We start from the raw sequence: 15,676 nt of genomic DNA on the forward strand, positions 1-15,676 counted from the left end.
GAAGAAGCGGGCAGCCCTGTCTCCAGGACCGCCCGCGCGGAATCACGGATGTGTTGATTCTACGTCAGTCACCGGCCTGCTTGAAGATGAACGGGTAGGTGACGATCACGGAGCCTCCACCCTTGGGCTCCGGGAACTTCCAGGTGCGTACGCGGCCCGCCACGCAGGTCTCCAGGTCCGAGTTGCCCGCCGTGGACTGCGCGACGTTGGACGTGGCCACCGCGCCGGTCGCGCTGATGACGAACTTCACGGACACCTTGCCGCCCAGCTTGGGGAAGCGGTTGAGCAGGCTCTCGTAGCAGTAGCGGATCTGCCCGCGGTTGCGCTGGATGACCTGGCGGATGAGCTCCTTGTCCAGCGAGCCCATGACCTCCGGATCCGACGAGGTGATGCCGACGTCCACGCTCTGCTTGCCGCCGAGCGTGCCCACGCCGGTGCCGTAGCTGCCGCTGCCGCCGCCACGGCCCTTGGTGCCGATGCCGCCGATGCCGATGCTGTCACCGGTGCCGCCGCCGCCACCGCCGCTGCCGCGCAGCCCCAGGCCGCCGAAGCCGCCCGCGTCGCCCGTCTTGTTGCCAAACATGTTGCCCATGGCGCTCTTGAGCTCGCCGCCCAGGCCCGCCTTGCCGAAGATGGTGGAGATGCCGCCCTTGCCGCCGCCGAAGATCTTCGCGGTGAGGGCGCGCGCCTCGTCCTTCTTGTTCGGGTCGCCCTTGGGGGCGGTGCGGTTGTTGGACTTGGGCGCGTCCTTCTTGCCCATCTGGCCCTCGTCGCCGCGGGACTTCTGGGCCATCTCGCCCGACTTCTTCTCCTTCTGCTGGTTGAGCTTCTCCAGGAACTTGTTCTTCTGCGTCTCCGGAGCCTTGATGATCAGCTTCGCGATGCGCGCGTCGTTGCCCGCGAGCTCATCCGCGTACTCGTCCCCTTCCCCACTCTGGTTCATGGAGTGGATGACGAACGCGGTGGCGATGAAGAACATCACCAGGAAGATGTTGAGCGCCGTGTAGTCGATGTTCTCGCCCACCGGCACGACGACGCGCTTGGGCACCGGCTGGAACTGCGCCTCCAGCGTGAGGCCGCCCAGGTCCACCCAGACGAAGTCGTCCGCCTCCAGGGTCAGCGCGTAGGCGTCGCCGTCCTGGGAGGCCTTGCCGGACTCCATCACGGCTTCCAGGTCCAGCGTCTCGCCCTTGCGGGTGAGCTCGCCCTTCATCTTGCGCACGAAGCGCACGGTGAAGGACTGGCCGTCGGTGCGCAGCACTTCGAAGGTGGGGGCGCCCAGCTTGCCGTCGCCCATCACGAAGTCCACGCCCTTGGCGCTGCCCACCGTGAAGCCCTTCTTCACGCCGGGGGCCATGAAGAACTCGCCCACGCGCTGGTCACCCCAGAGCAGGCGCAGCGACACGCCCTGCGGGCCGTTGGACTTCGTCTTCTTCACGGTGCGCACGCGCGGCGCGGCTTCCTGCTCCTCGTGCTCTTCTTCCTGCACGGGGGCCTTGGGCGCGCGGGCGGGCGCCACGGCGTTCTTCTGCGTGGGCGCGACGGACGCATCCAGCGCGGGGGCCGGCGCCGCGACGGGCGCGGGCGTCGCGGCCACGGGAGCGGGAGCGGGCGCGGCCACGGCCTGCGCGATGGCGGCGGCGGGGGCCACCGGCGCGATGGTGGGATTCTTGTCCGTGGGCGCGTCCGCCTGGGCAACGGCGGCGGCCAGGTTCACCGCGGCGACCGCGGCCGGGTTCTCCAGACGGATGGTGGTGCCGCCCACGCGGACCTCGTCACCGAAGGAGACCTGCCCCTTGTTGACGCGCTTGCCGTTGACGTAGGTGCCTTCGACGCTGCCCATGTCGATGATGGACATGGAGCCGTCGGCGGCCACTTCGATGACGGAGTGGATGCGGCTGACCTTGTCATCCTCCAGGCACAGGTGCGCGGAGGACAGACGGCCAATCTTGATGATGTCGCGCTCGTAGTCCTTGGAGGCGACCAGCGTCTCGCCCTTGAAGACCTTGAGTGTCAGGGGTACGGCCATGGAGGACTCCCGGTATGCTTTGCGCTCTTGGACAACGGTGCCGGCGGAAGGTTCCCGCCGCCGGATTTCAGTTCGTGGAGGGGGATTACAGCTCGCCCACGGACTGCATCACCTTGTCCTCGAAGTCTTCGCGGATGCGGATCAGGTTGGAGTGCTTCACGGTCTTGCGCGCCTCGACGTACTCGCCATCCGGCTTCGTGAGGTCACCTTCAATGGTGTCGTCCTCGAAGTCGATGTTGGTCGTCTTCTGCATCCTGGCGCCACCACCCTCACCCTGCGCCTTGCCCTCGTCCTGGGCGAAGGCCGGGGCCACCGACAGCGTCACGCACAGCATCAGCCACTTCCGCATCCTGCCTCCACGTGGGGCCCCTTCCGAAGGCCCACTGGTGTTTCCGCATGGCGGCCCCCGCCATGAAGCGCGAGGGGCTCTCAAGGTTCGCATCTTCCCGAGCCGCGCCGCCAGCGTGAAGCCACTGGCGGGCGACTCCTACATCACAGCAGATCGTCCGTGGGCTCGTCCGAGTCCACCGGGGCTGCATTCTTCTGGGCAGGCTCCGCCTGCTTCCCCGCTGCGGGGGTCGCGGCCGGCTGCTGCGTGCCCGTCGCGGAGGCCGGCGTGGCCTGCGGGGCGGTGCCGGTGCCGGACACGGGCGTCGCTCCACCCGGACCCGGGGGCGGCGTCTGGCCCTTCTGCTTGGCCTCCTCCGCCTTCATCGCGGCCTGCTGCTGGGCCTGGAGGGCCTCCATCTGCTTGGCCTGGTCCTCGGCGGCCTTCGCCTCACGCTTGGCCTGCACGATGCTCTCCGCCTCGCGCATGAGGCCGAAGACAGGGGCCTCGCCGTTGAGCGCGACCTCGCCGCCCGCCAGCGCGACGTACTTCTTGTAGAGCTCCACCGCGCGCTCGGGGGCGTCCTTCACCTTGTGCAGGATGATGCCGCGGTTGAGGTACGTGGCGCCCAGGTCGGGGTTGAGCTTCTCCGCCTCGTCGTACTCCTGCATGGCCTTGTCGTACTGGCCCTGGCCCTTGAGCGCGATGCCCAGGTCCACGTGCGCGGCGGCGTTCTTGCCGTCCGACTGCAGGATGCGGCGCAGGTGCTCCTCCGCGCCGGGGAAGTCCTCCGCGTTGAGCGCCAGCTGGGCCAGCTCCACGTGCGCCGGCACGTAGTCCGCCTTCGCCTCCAGGGCGCTCTTGAACTGCAGGCGCGCGCCCTCCTGGTCGCCCTCCTTCAGGAGGATGAGGCCCACGGCCTGGTGCAGCTCCGGATCCGTGCCGTCCAGCTTCACCGCGCGCAGCGCGACGAGCTTCGCCATGGCCAGCTGCTTGCGGTCCAGGTAGCTGCGGATCATCACCTTGAGGGCGTTGGTGTTCATCGGGTCGCGCATGAGCGCGGCGCGAGACAGCTCCATCGCCTTGTCGTGGTCGTTGTTCTGCCGGTAGATCTCCGCGAGGCGCGCACGCGAGCCCGCGTCGTCCGGGTAGCGCGTGAGCACGTCCTGGTAGAGCGCCACCGCGCCGGCCACGTCGCCACCGTTCTGCTTCATGATGGCCAGGTTGTCCGACGCCTGCCGCAGGGACGGCTTCTTGGTGAGGGCCGCCGCGTAGCGGGCCTTCGCCTCGTCGGGCTTGCCCATGCGCTCGGCGATGACGCCCAGGTTGTACTCGGCCTCCGCCAGGTTCTGGTCCGCCTCCAGGGCCGCGCGGAACTTGCGCTCCAGCGACGGGTAGTCAAAGGCCTTCGCCTTCTTCTGCGCGTCGAAGGACTTCACCGCGTCATCGAACAGCAGCATGGCGCGGTTGGAGATGGACACCGGCCCCGTGGGGGCGGCGACGGGCTTGGCCACGGCCGAGGGGGCCGCGGTCTGCGTCGTGGAACAGCCGACAGCGGTCAGCGCCAGCGTGGCCAGCAGGAGGGGGCGGAACGGGTGCATGCGATTCATTAGAGGAAGTCCTCCGGCTCCTGATCATCAACGGTCTTCTTGGGTGCGCCGTCCTTGGACGCGGCGGCGGGCTTGGCGACCTCGGACTCGGTCTGCTGGCGCAGCTGATCGGTCAGCGCGGACAGGTCCTCGTTGAGCGCCTCGCTCTTGGCCATCTTCTCCGGCTCGGACTTGGAGACCGGGGGCGGGATGTCCTGCACGGCAGCCAACAAGTCGCCGCCCAGCACCAATTCCTTGTTCTTCAGCGCGAGCTTCTCCTCCAGCACCTCCGGGTAGCGGTCCGGCGCGTAGGTGGTGCGGAGGATCTTCAGGCTCGCCGCGGCGCAGTCGTTGAACACGCCCAGCTCGCGGCTCTTGGCCACCGCGCCGGAGAAGGCCTCCGTGGCCTTGTCCTTGAGCGGCTGGGCCTGATTGGCGAACTCGTCGCGCAGGGCCTGCTGCGACTCCTCGTCCAGACCGCGCGGCATGGGCGCGTTCACGACGAGCTCCGCCATGTGGTCATACGCGAGGCCAATGCGCTGCAGCGCGCAGATGGCCGGCTCCGGAGCGCCCAGGGCCACGGTCTGCACGTACTTCTTCTGCACGACCTCCAGCGCGCGGCCCTTGTCGGCCAGCGAGCCCTTGAAGCGCTCCGGCGACGGGGGCACGCCCCAGTACAGCTTCAGGCGCTTGTACTCGTTCCAGTCCGGCTCGATGGCCAGCAGGTTCGCCTGCGCGGCGGCGGCCAGCGCGGGCTTCTCCAGCGAGGTCTGCTGACGGCGGGGCAGCTGGTCGAAGTACTCGAAGATGCGCTTGTTCATGCGGCGCACATCGTTCGTCTTCTTCATCTTCGTGTAGATGTCGACGATGCGGCCCTCGGCCATGAGGAACTTGCTCTGGGAGCGCATGTTGTCGCGCTCGTACTCCTCCAGCAGCTTGATGGCCTTCATGTACGCGCCCTGCTTCACGTACAGATCCACGACGGACAGGAAGGCGGCTTCCGCGTCCTTCGACTTGGGCCACAGCTCGATGTAGTGCTCGCGGTTCTTGAGCGCGGCCTTCAGCTGGCCCAGGCCCTCGCGGTAGGTGGCCGCGTTGAACAGGGCGATCTGCGCCTTGGACTCGTCCCACTTCTGCACCACCGCGGGCTTCGCGGGGCCGGAGTCGTTGGAGGCCTGCTTCGCCTTGCCCCTGGCCTTGCTCTTCGCCTTGGCCTTCGCCGCCGGGGCGCCGCCCTTCTCGTTCAGGTTGCGCTCGTAGCCGCGCACGTAGAGCTCGTAGGTGCCCGCCGCTTCCTCGAAGTCACCGATGGCCTCCAGCGCCTCCGCGTTCGCGTAGATGGAGTCCGGCACGTACTTGGACTTGGGGTACTCCGCGAACAGGCGCTTGCGGACCTCGATGGCCTTGTCCAGGCTCTTCGCCTTGTAATAGTCGACGGACGCGTTGTAGAGCGCCAGGTCCGCGATCTCCGTCTGCGGGAAGTCGTGGACGAAGTTCAGGTACGCCTCGGCCGCCTTGGAGAACTCCTTCTTCTCCTCCAGCTGGCTGACCAGCTTGAACGACGACTGCTCGATCAGCTTCGCCAGGTCGTCGCGGAACTTGCCGGTGGCCAGCTTGTCGTTGGCGTAGAAGCGGCGGGCCCACTCGTTGACCTTCGCGAAGTCGCCCAGCAGGTTGTACGAGTCCAGGATGAGGTTGGCGGCGATCTCCGCGGCGCGCGTGCCGTCCTCGAACTTGTACTCGGGGTAGCCGAGCGCGATCTCGCTGAAGCGCAGCACCGCTTCGTCGAAGTGGTTGTGGCGGTAGTAGATGTTCGCCGCCTTGAAGGCGATCTCCACGCGCTTGTCGCCCTTGGGGACGTACTTGAGGTAGCGCTCGCACGCGTCGAGCAGCGACTTCTTCAGCGTGGGGATGGTGATCTTCTTCTGGATGTCCGTGCCGGCGGACTCGGACTTGGCCTCGCCGCGCGCTTCAGCGGCCTTGACCACTTCGTCATAGGCGAGCACGGCGTTGTAGGAGGCGTTGGTCAGCCACTTGCCCGGCTTGCCCGGCTTGGGCTTGCCCTTGTCGTCCTTGGCCTCCAGCACCTTGGCGTCCTGGAGGACGACGAGCGTGTAGTTGGCGGCGGCCTTGTCGAAGTTCTGGAGGCTGTCGTTGAGGAGCTCCGCCCAGAAGAAGCGCAGGTCGTACGCCTTGGGGTTCTCCGGGAAGAGCGTGAGGTAGTCGCTGTACACGGCGTCCGCGTACTTGAAGGTCTCCTCGTTGCGCGTCTTCTTGCCCTCGTTGTGCCAGGTGACGGCGAGGTTGGAGAGCGTGCGCTCGGACAGCTCCTTCGCCTCCGCGAGCGCCTTCTTGTCCTTGTCGTCCTTGATGACGCCGGAGGACTCCACGTCCTTCATGATCTTCACGAGCCGGCGCACCTGGGCCACGGTGCGCTCCTTGTTGCCCATGCGAAGGATGCAGTCGACGATCTTGCCCTGGAAGCCGGGGGCCTCCGGAGACAGCGGCTTCTCCTTGATCAGCGAGTTGAAGGTGATGGCCGCTTCGCGGTCCTTGCCGTCGCCGTAGTACAGGTTCGCGAGCTGCTTCATCATCGCGAAGCGGTCTTCCGGATTGGTGGCGACCTTGCCGAAGTCCGCGCGGGCCTGCGTGACGTCACCCTCGCGGGCGAAGGCGCGAACGTAGTCGGCGCGCGCTTCACGCACGAGCGAGCCCTTCGCCTTGGCCTTGCCGTCCTTCTCCACGGCGGCGGCGCCCGCCAGCTCACCGTAGAGGACCACGGTCTTGTACTTGTCCTTCGCGGACTCGTACTCGCCCATGTTGAAGTAGCACCAGCCCTGCTTGTAGAGGGCGAAGGCGTAGACCTGGTTCTCCGGGAACTCGGCGGCCTTCTTGTAGGCGGCGAGCGCCTTCTCCAGCTCCGGGCGCTTGCCCTTGGAGTTGTTGAAGTAGTACTCGCCGAAGGCGAAGTACGCGTCCGGGATGTACTTGGACGTGGGGTGCTTCTCGATGAGGCGCTTGAACGCGACGAGCGCCTTCTTGTCCTGGCCGTCCTCCATCAGGTACTGGCCGAGGAAGAAGAGCACTTCGTCCGTGCGCTCGAACTTCGGGTACTCCTGGACGATCTTCGTGTACTGCTCGACGGCGTACTTGCCGTTCTCCTTCACCTTCGCCATCAACTCCGCCTTCTCCGCCTTGGCCTTCTGCTGGGCTGCGGCGTCGTTGCGGTTCATGGCGACGATGAGCTCGTCGTCCTTCCGGTTGGCTTCGAAGAAGAAGAACTTCGACTCCTCCCAGTAGAGCTCGCCCAGGCGGAACAACAGGCTGGGAGCCTCCTTCTGATCAGGAGACAGCGAGATGATCTTCTTCAGCGATTCGATCTGTTCGCGGCGCTTGGAGGCGACCTGCACCTCCACGCCAAGGCGGAACTGATCATATTGAAGCGCGGGAGCGGCCTGCTGGGCTTCCTTCGGGCGCGTGATGTCGCCAGCGAGGGACTTGTCCACGGTGGTGGTGGACTTCTTGCCCAGGTCAGCGTCGCGCAGTGCTTTCTTCTCCTGGGCCGAAGCCATGGAAGTCAGGAGAACGAGGCAAACGAGTAGCGAGCGGCGCATGGTCTTCCTAGGAGCGGGGAACCGGCGTCCCGGGATGCCTGGTTGCTTGGCAAGTGTCCGGGAATCTTCGGGAATTTCCATGAGGGGACCCGTACTATGCGCGGTTTGCGCAAGGCGGGTCAACTCGGACGGACGGACGTCCGGTCCGTTGGATAGCAGGCGAGAAAACTTCAACTTTGCTGTCTATCCGGGCTGCTTCAGACAGCGACAGGAAGGTTGCACCAGCGCTCCCAGAAGGTATGGGAGGCTGGCGGCTGTTCGCCTGGTCGCCCTGCCTGGAGTGGTCGTCGGATCATGAGTCTTCTGCCGGAGAGCGCCAGCTTCGAGGAGCTGGTGCAGGACTACTTCCTCGCGGTGCGCGGCGCGGGCCTGATGTTGTCCGCGCTGGACACGGCGCTCGTCACCGCGTGGGCGCAGGAGGGCGTGCCCTTCGAGGTCGTGGCGCGCGGCATCTCGCGCTCGGCGGAGAAGGCGCTGTGGGACGCGCGGCCGGGAGAGCCGGTGCTCCGTTCGCTGCGCGCGTGCCGGCGCCAGGTGGAGACGGAGATCCGCAAGTACCGCGACCTGTCCGCGGGCCAGGGTGAGGCCGCGGAGGCGCGCACGTCTTCGAAGAAGCGCCCTGCCCGCTCCTGGGAAGAGGTGCGGCACGCGCGGCTGTGCGCGGCGCTGCGGGCCCTGACGGAGCGTGAGACCGCGCTCGCGCCCCGGGTGCACCGGCTGCTGGACACGGTGCTCGCGTGCGTTCCGCACGAGCCCGCGGCGATGGATCAACAGGAGGCGTGGGCGCTGATGGCCTTGTTGCGCGCCCTGCCCTTTCCGGAGCGACGCACGGTGTGGCGCGATGCGCGCACCGGTGAACAACAGCTGATGACAGCCCGCGCGCGGCGTGTGGCCCGGCGCTTCCGCCTCCAGGCGGCCGTCAGACGGCGGCTGGACATGAAGGAGACCTGAGGGGTGGGTCCCCTGCCGCAGGCCTGAACGGATGGCCAGTGGGCTGACGACCGGGGGGGACGGTGTTATTGGCTGCTCACGATGGCTGCCAAGGCGAACGGCGAGGCGTGTGGGCTGTGCGGCGGGCGGACGTACCTCATCGAGCGGCGCGGGGAGCTTGCGTCGGCGCGGGTGTGTACGTGCTCGGAAGCGTGCCCGGTGTGCGGAGGACGTGGGCACATCCTGGTGCAGAAGGAAGGCACCTTCAGCGTGAAGATGGGTGCCCGGACCTATGACGTCCTGGAGCCGTGCGTGTGCACGCTCCGGCGCACGCGGGTGGCGCTCTACAACGACGTGCAGATGCCGGGCGTCATGGCGCACGCGTCGTTCGACAACTACCGGCCCTTCAACGAGGCGCAGGACCGGGGCCGCGGCGTGGCGATGCACTTCGCCCACCAGTACGTGAAGGGCGCCACCAACAAGGGCTTCGTGCTGAGCGGCCCGGTGGGCACGGGCAAGACCCACCTGCTCGCGGCGACGCTCGGGCACCTGGTGCTGGAGATGGGCGTGAAGTCCCGCTACGTCGAAATCTCCCTCCTCTACGCGACCATCCGGCGCGGCTTCCAGGACGGCAAGAGCGGCGGGGAGATCATCGGGCCGCTGTCGGAGGTGGAGGTGCTCGCCATCGACGAGCTGGGCAAGGGGCGCGGCAGTCCCTTCGAGATGGAGACGCTCGATGAGCTGATTGCCCGGCGCTACAACGCGGGGCGCACGACGCTCTTCGCCACGAACTACTCGCTGGAGCCGGAGCGCAAGGGCGCCCGGAGCAGCGCGCCCTCGGGCTACCGCGCCACGGACGACGCCCGCTCCGCCATGAAGGACGCGGAGCTGCTGCGCGAGCGCGTGGGCGAGCGCATCTACAGCCGGCTCTGTGAGATGTGCACCTTCGTGGAGCTGCCGCGCGACACCCCGGACCGGCGGCGCACGCGGCAGGAGATGGACGCGCCGCCGCCCATGGGTGGCATGCGCAACCCGGGCCGCTGATCAGCGATTGATGGCTCGCACCAGCGAGTTGCCCGCGTCCGCGACGTAGAGCGTCCCGTCCGGCCCCACCGCGAGCCCGGCGGGCAGCACCAGTTGGGCATCCCTGCCCGCGCCGTCGTCATTGCCGTAGCGGCCACTGCCCGCGAGCGTGGTCAGCTTCTCCGGCTCGCCCGACGCGTTGAAGACGAGCCGGCGCACGCGGTAGTTGCCCGGGTCGGAGATGGCGAGCGAGCCGTCCGCCAGCAGCGCCAGGCCCAGGTACGGCAGCAGCTGCCCTTCCTTGGGGTCCCCGTCGCGGAAGCCGGGGGTGGAGCCCGCCATCACGGTGGTGACGCCGTCACGCACGCGCACCACGCGCGCCATGCCGCTCTCCACGACGTAGACGGTGCCGTCCGCCGCCTGCGCCACGGCGGAGGGCCGGTAGAGCCAGTCGCCCTGGAGCGTCGTCACCGGGTTGCCGGGCAACACCATGTCGATGCGGCGGATGACGCTGTTGTTCAGGTCCGCCACGAGCAGCGCCGTGCCGTCCGGCGTGAAGGACAGGCCCGCGGGCTGGTTGAAGGCCGCCGCCAGCGCGAGGCCGTCCTGGTAGCCCCACGTGGTGCCCGCGAAGACCTCCGACGTGCCGTCAGGGGTGATGCGGCGGATGAGCGCGTTCTCCGTGTCGGACACGTAGATGTTGCCCAGCGCGTCCGCGGCGATGCCCATGGGGCCCGCGAGCCTGGTGAGCACCGTGCGGATCTTCCCGTCCGGCGACACGCGCTTCACGCTGTTGCCCAGCGCGTCCGCCACCGCCCAGCCGCCGTCCGGCAGCACGGCGACCGCGAGCGGCGCGCCCAGTTCGTCCGCCGCCACCTTGGTGTCCGAGTGGCAGCGCTTGCCGGGCTGTCCCGCCACGGTCGTCACCGACTCCGCGAACGGTCCCACCGGCGCCGACGAGGCCGGGGGCTGGAACTTCACCAGGTCGCCCGGCACCTTCCGGCCCAGCGCCTTGTAGAGCACGTTGGCCACGATGCGGCCCGCTCGCGGATCCGCCACGCCGCCCCCGGCTCCGGCCAGCTTCTGCACGAAGTCGATGCCGCCCGAGGAGAAGACGTACGCGTCGCCCTGCTTGCGCACCACCATGTGCGCGAAGCCGAAGCCGCCCTGGAGCGACAGCGACGGGGACTCCGCGAGCACCTCCACGCCGGACGGCTGGCGGCCGTTGGACACCAGTTGATCCACCTCGTAGCCGTTCGCCATCCAGAGCGTGTCACCGGCCTTGAACCCCGTGCCGTTGAAGACCCAGTGCTCCGGGTTGGTGATGACGGTCGGGAAGGGCCACTGGTGCCAGCGCGCGGCGAACTGCACGCCCAGCAGCGCGTTCTCCGGACGGGGCGCGGGCAGGTCGCGGAACTTCGCCGTCTTGCGCTGGTCCTTGTACGGATCCTGGGGCGCGCCCTTGTAGCAGGTGACCACGCGGCGCTGACGGCCGTCCGCCGCGGGCTCGAAGCGCACCTGCCAGTAGGCGTTGTTCGCGCCCAGGTTGAGGAGCGACCGCCCTTCGGACAGCGCTCGGTCCGCGGAGTCGCGCTGCTTGGAGGACCAGTACTCGTCGTGGCCGGACATCACCCACACCTTCGCGCCGCGAAGGAAGTCGTAGGTTTCGTCCATGTCCTCGTCGGTGAAGTAGCCCACGTCCAGGTCCTGGGACTCCAGCCACGTCACCAGGCTCAGGTCGTCCGTCATCAGGTGTCCGGAGCCCTGGCCGCGGTAGTAGGGACGGTCGTAGGAGGACTGGAAGGCGCGCGCGACGCCTTGCGCCTTCATCACGCCCTTCTGATCATCGTAGAGGCTGGTGCCGCCCCAGGTGTTGTAGGCCGCCCAGGTGGCCGTGGGCATGAGCACCGCGACCTCCGCGCGCGGGTTGGCGTCCCGCACGAAGAAGGGCACGTAGCGGGACGGACGGTCGTCGCGCACGAGCTTCACCACGTACACGCCGCGCACCCAGTTCTCGCCAACGGGGATCTCCAGCGTGGGCGACCAGGAACAGGCGATGATGCCCGTCGTGGGATCCGCCGGACAGTCCGCCTGCCGCGTGCCCTGCACGGGGCCGCCTCGCGCGACCTCCCGGGCACCGACGCCGCCGTAGTAGCCCAGGCGGTAGACGAACCAGCTGAACTTGCGCGACTCCGACAGCGACACCGCCACGCGCAGCGACTCGCCCTGCGTCAGGGTGGCCTTGAGGGCGTAGCCTTCAATCTCCCGGCTGTTGGCGTTCTTGTCGATGCGCCAGCCCGTGGTGCCCTTCTTCTGGTTCTCCTTGTGGACGGCGTCCGGGTCGCGCTGGGGCAGCGCGCTGCCGCCGTCGGGCAGCGTGCCCGCGTCCGGCTCCTCCTCCGGGGTGCCCGCGTCATATTCGGGAACGACGATGCCGCCGTCCGGCCCGATGATGACGCCCGCGTCGTCGTTGTTGAGGGGTGGATCATCGTGGCGGTCGCCAGGGGGAGGCGTGCCGGGAGCCGGACCGGAGTCCTTGCATCCAGCGACCCCCGTCACCAGGAGCGCCAACACCACCCCCAGCCCCATCCAGCGACGCCCGTCTCCCATGCCCAACCCTCCAAGGTGTCAGGGGCGGAGGGTAGGCATCGACTTCGCAGAGGGAAGCGCCCTGCCCCTCCTGGGAACGGAAGTTCAACGCTGGATGTCGCCTTGTCCGCAGGAACAGCCCGCAAGTCCCCGGATCAACGCAGGTTGGGCAGGAACGGGGCGTGTCAGCTACCGAGCAGTTCGCGGTGCAGCCGGGCCGTGAGTGTCTTGAGGTGGGCCTTGTCCACCAGGAGGGTCACCTGGAGGGGCGAGGTGCTCACGGCGTGCACCCGGGCGGACAGGGCCTCGGCGGCGGACAACGCCTTGCGCAACGGCACCCAGTCCGCGTTGAGCCCCACGCCCACGCAGGTGACGGTGCCCCAGCCGTCCCGCCACTCCACGCCCGCGCCGAAGCGCGTGGACAGCTCGCGCTGGAGCGCCTCCGGACCATGGATGTCCGCGAGCGGCACGGCCAGGTACGTGCGCCCCGGCGCGCCCGGCAGCCCGTCATGGGCGAGCGTGCGGCCGCGCACCGCGCGCGCGTCCAGGAACTCCAGCAGCTCCTGGAGGGGCACGCTGGCGTGGGTGACGAGCACGGCCATCTCCGAGTCCGCCGTCACGCCCTTGACGCGGCTGTCGGTGGGCACGGCCAGCTCCTGCACGCTGGTGCCGGTGCCCTGGCCATGCGCGGTGCGCGCGAGGATGGTGATGCCGCGCGCCTTGGCCCACTCCACCGCCTGGGCGTTGAGCACCTTGGCGCCAGCGCTCGCCAGCTCCTGCATCTCGTCGTAGCTCAGGGACTCCAGCTTGCGCGCGTCCGGCACCACGCGGGGGTCCGCGCTGAAGACGCCGTCCACGTCCGAGTAGATTTCACACGCTTCCGCGTCCAGCGCCGCCGCCAGCGCGACCGCGGTGGTGTCCGAGCCGCCGCGTCCCAGCGTCGTCACCTCCTTCTTGTAGGAGACGCCCTGGTAGCCCGCGACGATGACGACCTTGCCGTGCGCCAGCTCGTCCTGGATGCGGTACGGGCGCACCTCCACGATGCGCGCCTGGGCGTGCGCGTCGTTGGTGATGATGCCGCTCTGGCTGCCGGTGAAGCTGATGGCCGGCACGCCCTGCTCTTGAAGCGCCATGGACAACAGCGCCATGGAGATGCGCTCGCCGCAGGTGAGGAGCATGTCCAGCTCACGCCGGGGCGGGTCCTGGGACACGCTCTTGGCCAGCGACAGCAGGTCATCCGTGGTGTCGCCCATGGCGCTGACGACGACGACGACCTGATAGCCCGCGTCCCGCTTCTGCTTCACGCGGCGCGCGACCTTGCCGAGCTTCTCCGCGTCAGCGACCGATGAGCCGCCGTACTTCTGCACCACGATTGGCATCCACGCCTCGCTTCCGGGGCAGTGTAGAGTTCGCCCCCGCGCATGCCAATCACCGAGAAGCCCATCATCGAGGTGCGCAATCTCACCCGGCGCTACCGGGATCGCGTGGCCATCCAGGACCTGTCCTTCACCGTGGGTGAGGGGGAGCTGCTGGGCTTCCTGGGCCCCAACGGCGCGGGCAAGTCCACGACGATGAAGATCCTCACCGGCTTCCTGCCTCCGTCCGAGGGCAGCGCGAAGGTGGCGGGCTTCGACGTGTCCACGCACCCGATGGAGGTCAAACGGCGCATCGGCTACCTGCCGGAGACGCCGCCGCTGTATCCGGAGCTGACGGTGCACGGCTACCTGGCGTTCGTCGCCGCGCTCAAGCAGGTGCCCGGCCGCGCGGTGAAGGCGGAGGTGGCGCGGGTGGCGGGGCTCACGGGCGTGGACGACGTGATGGGCCGCGTGCTCCAGAACCTGTCCAAGGGCTACCAGCAGCGCGTGGGCATCGCGCAGGCGCTGCTCGGTTCGCCGCCGGTGCTCATCCTGGATGAGCCCACCGAAGGCCTGGACCCCGCGCAGCGCGCGGAGCTGCGCGCGTTGATCCGGAGCCTCGCGGGCAGGCACACGGTGCTCCTGTCCACGCACATCCTCCCGGAGGTCACGGTGACGTGCGAGAAGGTGCTCATCCTCCACCAGGGCCGCGTGGTGGCCCATGACGCCATCGACCAGCTGGCGAGGTCCCACGGCCAGGCCGAGGACGCGTCGCTGGAAGAAGTCTTCATCAAGCTGACCGCCGCCTGAACAGGAACCCTCCGCGCATGCGCACCGCCCTGGCCATCGCCCGCAAGGAACTGGCCGTCGCCTTCACCACCCCGTGGGCCTATGCCGTGTTCACGGCGATGGCGGCGCTCTCGTCGTTCTTCTTCGTCAGCCTGCTGGAGCAGTTCCAGCAGGTGCAGTCCCTGGCGCGCGAGCACGGCTGGAGCCGGCTGCCTCCGGACTCCATCGTCTACCGCAATCTCACGGACGGCGTGGTGGTGCAGCTGTGGGGCGTGGTGCTGATCATCACGCTCTTCGTCGCGCCCTTCCTGTCCATGCGGCTGTTCGCGGAGGAGAAGCGCCAGAAGACGTTCGCGCTGCTGCTCACCACGCCGGTGCGGCCGGTGGACATCGTGCTGGGCAAGTACCTGGGCGGCCTGGGGCTCATCTTCGTCACGCTGGGGCTGACGCTGGTGTTCCCGGTGCTCTTGTCGGTGGTGGGCTCGGGCCCGTCCGGCTCCGCGCTGGAGTGGCCCACCGTGCTGCTGGGCTACGGCGCGGTGCTGCTCTGGGGCGCGACCTGCATGGCGGTGGGGCTGTTCATCTCCGCGCTGACGGAGAGCCAGATGCTGGCGGCGTTCCTCACCTTCACCGTGCTCTTGCCGTGGATGCTCCTGCGCGGAGTGGCCCAGTCCACCGCGGAGCCGCTGCGCTCGCTCCTGGCCTACCTGTCCTTCGACACGCAGTTGCAGGGGATGATCCAGGGCGTGCTGGAGGTGCAGGCGCTGGTGTTCTTCGCGTCCGTCATCCTGTTCTCGCTGCTGCTCACCCACCGCGCGGTGGAAGCGCAGCGCTACGCGTGACCATGAGAGCGACCCACGTCACCCGGGTGCTGGGGGCCTTTGGCCTGCTGCTCCTGCTGTCCAGTCCCCTCACGCTGTTCCTCACCTCCGGCAGCGTGGCGCTCGCGGGAGGCAAGGCGGTGCTGGGCGCGGCGATGCTCGCGGCCTACGTCGTCGCGCACCGGCAGGAGCTGGGCCGCGCGGGAACGCGCCGCACGGGACGGTTCCTGGCGTCGTCCTTGCTCACCACGCTGGCGGTGCTGGGCGTGCTGGTGGCGCTCAACGTGCTCGCGTTCCGTAGGAACCAGCGGTGGGACCTGACGCGGGAGCGCATCTTCTCGCTCTCGCCGCAGACCGTGGAGACGCTCGCGGGGCTGAAGGAGAAGGCCCACGCGCTGGCGCTCGTTCCGCCCACGCATCCGTCCTACGGCGAGCTGGAGGAGTTGTTCCGGCGCTACCACGAAGCGGCACCGGAGGCGTTCGACTACGCCTTCGTGGATCCGCGCCGTGAGCCCTCCCTGGCCGCGAAGTACCAGCTCAAGGAAGGGCAGACGCTGGTCGTCGTCTCGCGCGGCGAGGGCGACGCCGCGCCCCACACCCCCCTGCCCC

General features: G+C 68.6%; 10 protein-coding genes and 1 pseudogene. 5 read left to right on the forward strand and 6 right to left on the reverse strand.

The annotated features are described in order from the left end of the window. Positions 1-64 precede the first annotated feature (64 nt). The 4 genes from gltG to D7W81_RS31255 form a co-directional block, all read right to left on the reverse strand. Positions 65-2,029: an adventurous gliding motility protein GltG gene (gene gltG / locus D7W81_RS31240; RefSeq protein ID WP_120559057.1), complete on the reverse strand. Its 1,965-nt coding sequence runs from the start codon at positions 2,027-2,029 to the stop codon at positions 65-67. Positions 2,030-2,114: 85 nt separating this feature from the next. After that, a complete protein-coding gene (gene cglF / locus D7W81_RS31245; protein ID WP_120559058.1) occupies positions 2,115-2,378 on the reverse strand; it encodes an adventurous gliding motility protein CglF in 264 nt (87 codons plus the stop codon). Positions 2,379-2,521: 143 nt separating this feature from the next. Next, complete coding sequence (gene gltE / locus D7W81_RS31250; RefSeq protein WP_120559059.1) at positions 2,522-3,967, reverse strand: adventurous gliding motility TPR repeat lipoprotein GltE; 1,446 nt, start codon at positions 3,965-3,967, stop codon at positions 2,522-2,524. Beyond that, positions 3,967-7,560 (reverse strand): tetratricopeptide repeat protein, encoded by a 3,594-nt coding sequence (locus D7W81_RS31255; protein ID WP_208721524.1) that lies wholly within the window; start codon positions 7,558-7,560, stop codon positions 3,967-3,969. The genes gltE and D7W81_RS31255 overlap by 1 nt, the downstream gene beginning before the upstream one ends. A gap of 294 nt (positions 7,561-7,854) precedes the next feature. Here D7W81_RS31255 and D7W81_RS31260 point away from each other — a divergent pair, with 294 nt between their 5' ends. Both D7W81_RS31260 and D7W81_RS31265 read left to right on the forward strand, forming a co-directional pair. Further along, positions 7,855-8,511, forward strand: a complete 657-nt coding sequence (locus tag D7W81_RS31260) for a hypothetical protein (protein ID WP_208721526.1) — start codon at positions 7,855-7,857, stop codon at positions 8,509-8,511. 81 nt (positions 8,512-8,592) lie between these two features. Continuing rightward, positions 8,593-9,534, forward strand: coding sequence for an ATP-binding protein (locus tag D7W81_RS31265; protein WP_120559062.1), 942 nt, complete (start codon positions 8,593-8,595; stop codon positions 9,532-9,534). Here the strand turns inward: D7W81_RS31265 and D7W81_RS31270 are convergent, their stop codons facing one another. After that, positions 9,535-12,123 (reverse strand): N,N-dimethylformamidase beta subunit family domain-containing protein, encoded by a 2,589-nt coding sequence (locus D7W81_RS31270; protein WP_120559063.1) that lies wholly within the window; start codon positions 12,121-12,123, stop codon positions 9,535-9,537. 164 nt (positions 12,124-12,287) lie between these two features. Then, the gene (locus D7W81_RS31275) at positions 12,288-13,481 is read right to left on the reverse strand and encodes an aspartate kinase (protein WP_120559064.1); all 1,194 of its coding nucleotides are present in this window, start codon (positions 13,479-13,481) and stop codon (positions 12,288-12,290) included. A 42-nt stretch (positions 13,482-13,523) separates the two neighbouring features. Between D7W81_RS31275 and D7W81_RS31280 the strand changes: the two genes are divergently transcribed. The 3 genes and pseudogenes from D7W81_RS31280 to D7W81_RS31290 all read left to right on the forward strand — a co-directional run. Next, positions 13,524-14,267, forward strand: a complete 744-nt coding sequence (locus D7W81_RS31280; RefSeq protein WP_208721527.1) for an ABC transporter ATP-binding protein — start codon at positions 13,524-13,526, stop codon at positions 14,265-14,267. A 17-nt stretch (positions 14,268-14,284) separates the two neighbouring features. Next, entirely contained in the window at positions 14,285-15,088 is an 804-nt protein-coding gene (locus D7W81_RS31285) for an ABC transporter permease (RefSeq protein ID WP_120559065.1), read from the forward strand. A gap of 2 nt (positions 15,089-15,090) precedes the next feature. Further along, positions 15,091-15,676: pseudogene (locus D7W81_RS31290) on the forward strand (GldG family protein); the annotation flags it as partial.

It is taken from the genome of Corallococcus aberystwythensis, from assembly GCF_003612165.1.
GTDB lineage: Bacteria > Myxococcota > Myxococcia > Myxococcales > Myxococcaceae > Corallococcus > Corallococcus aberystwythensis.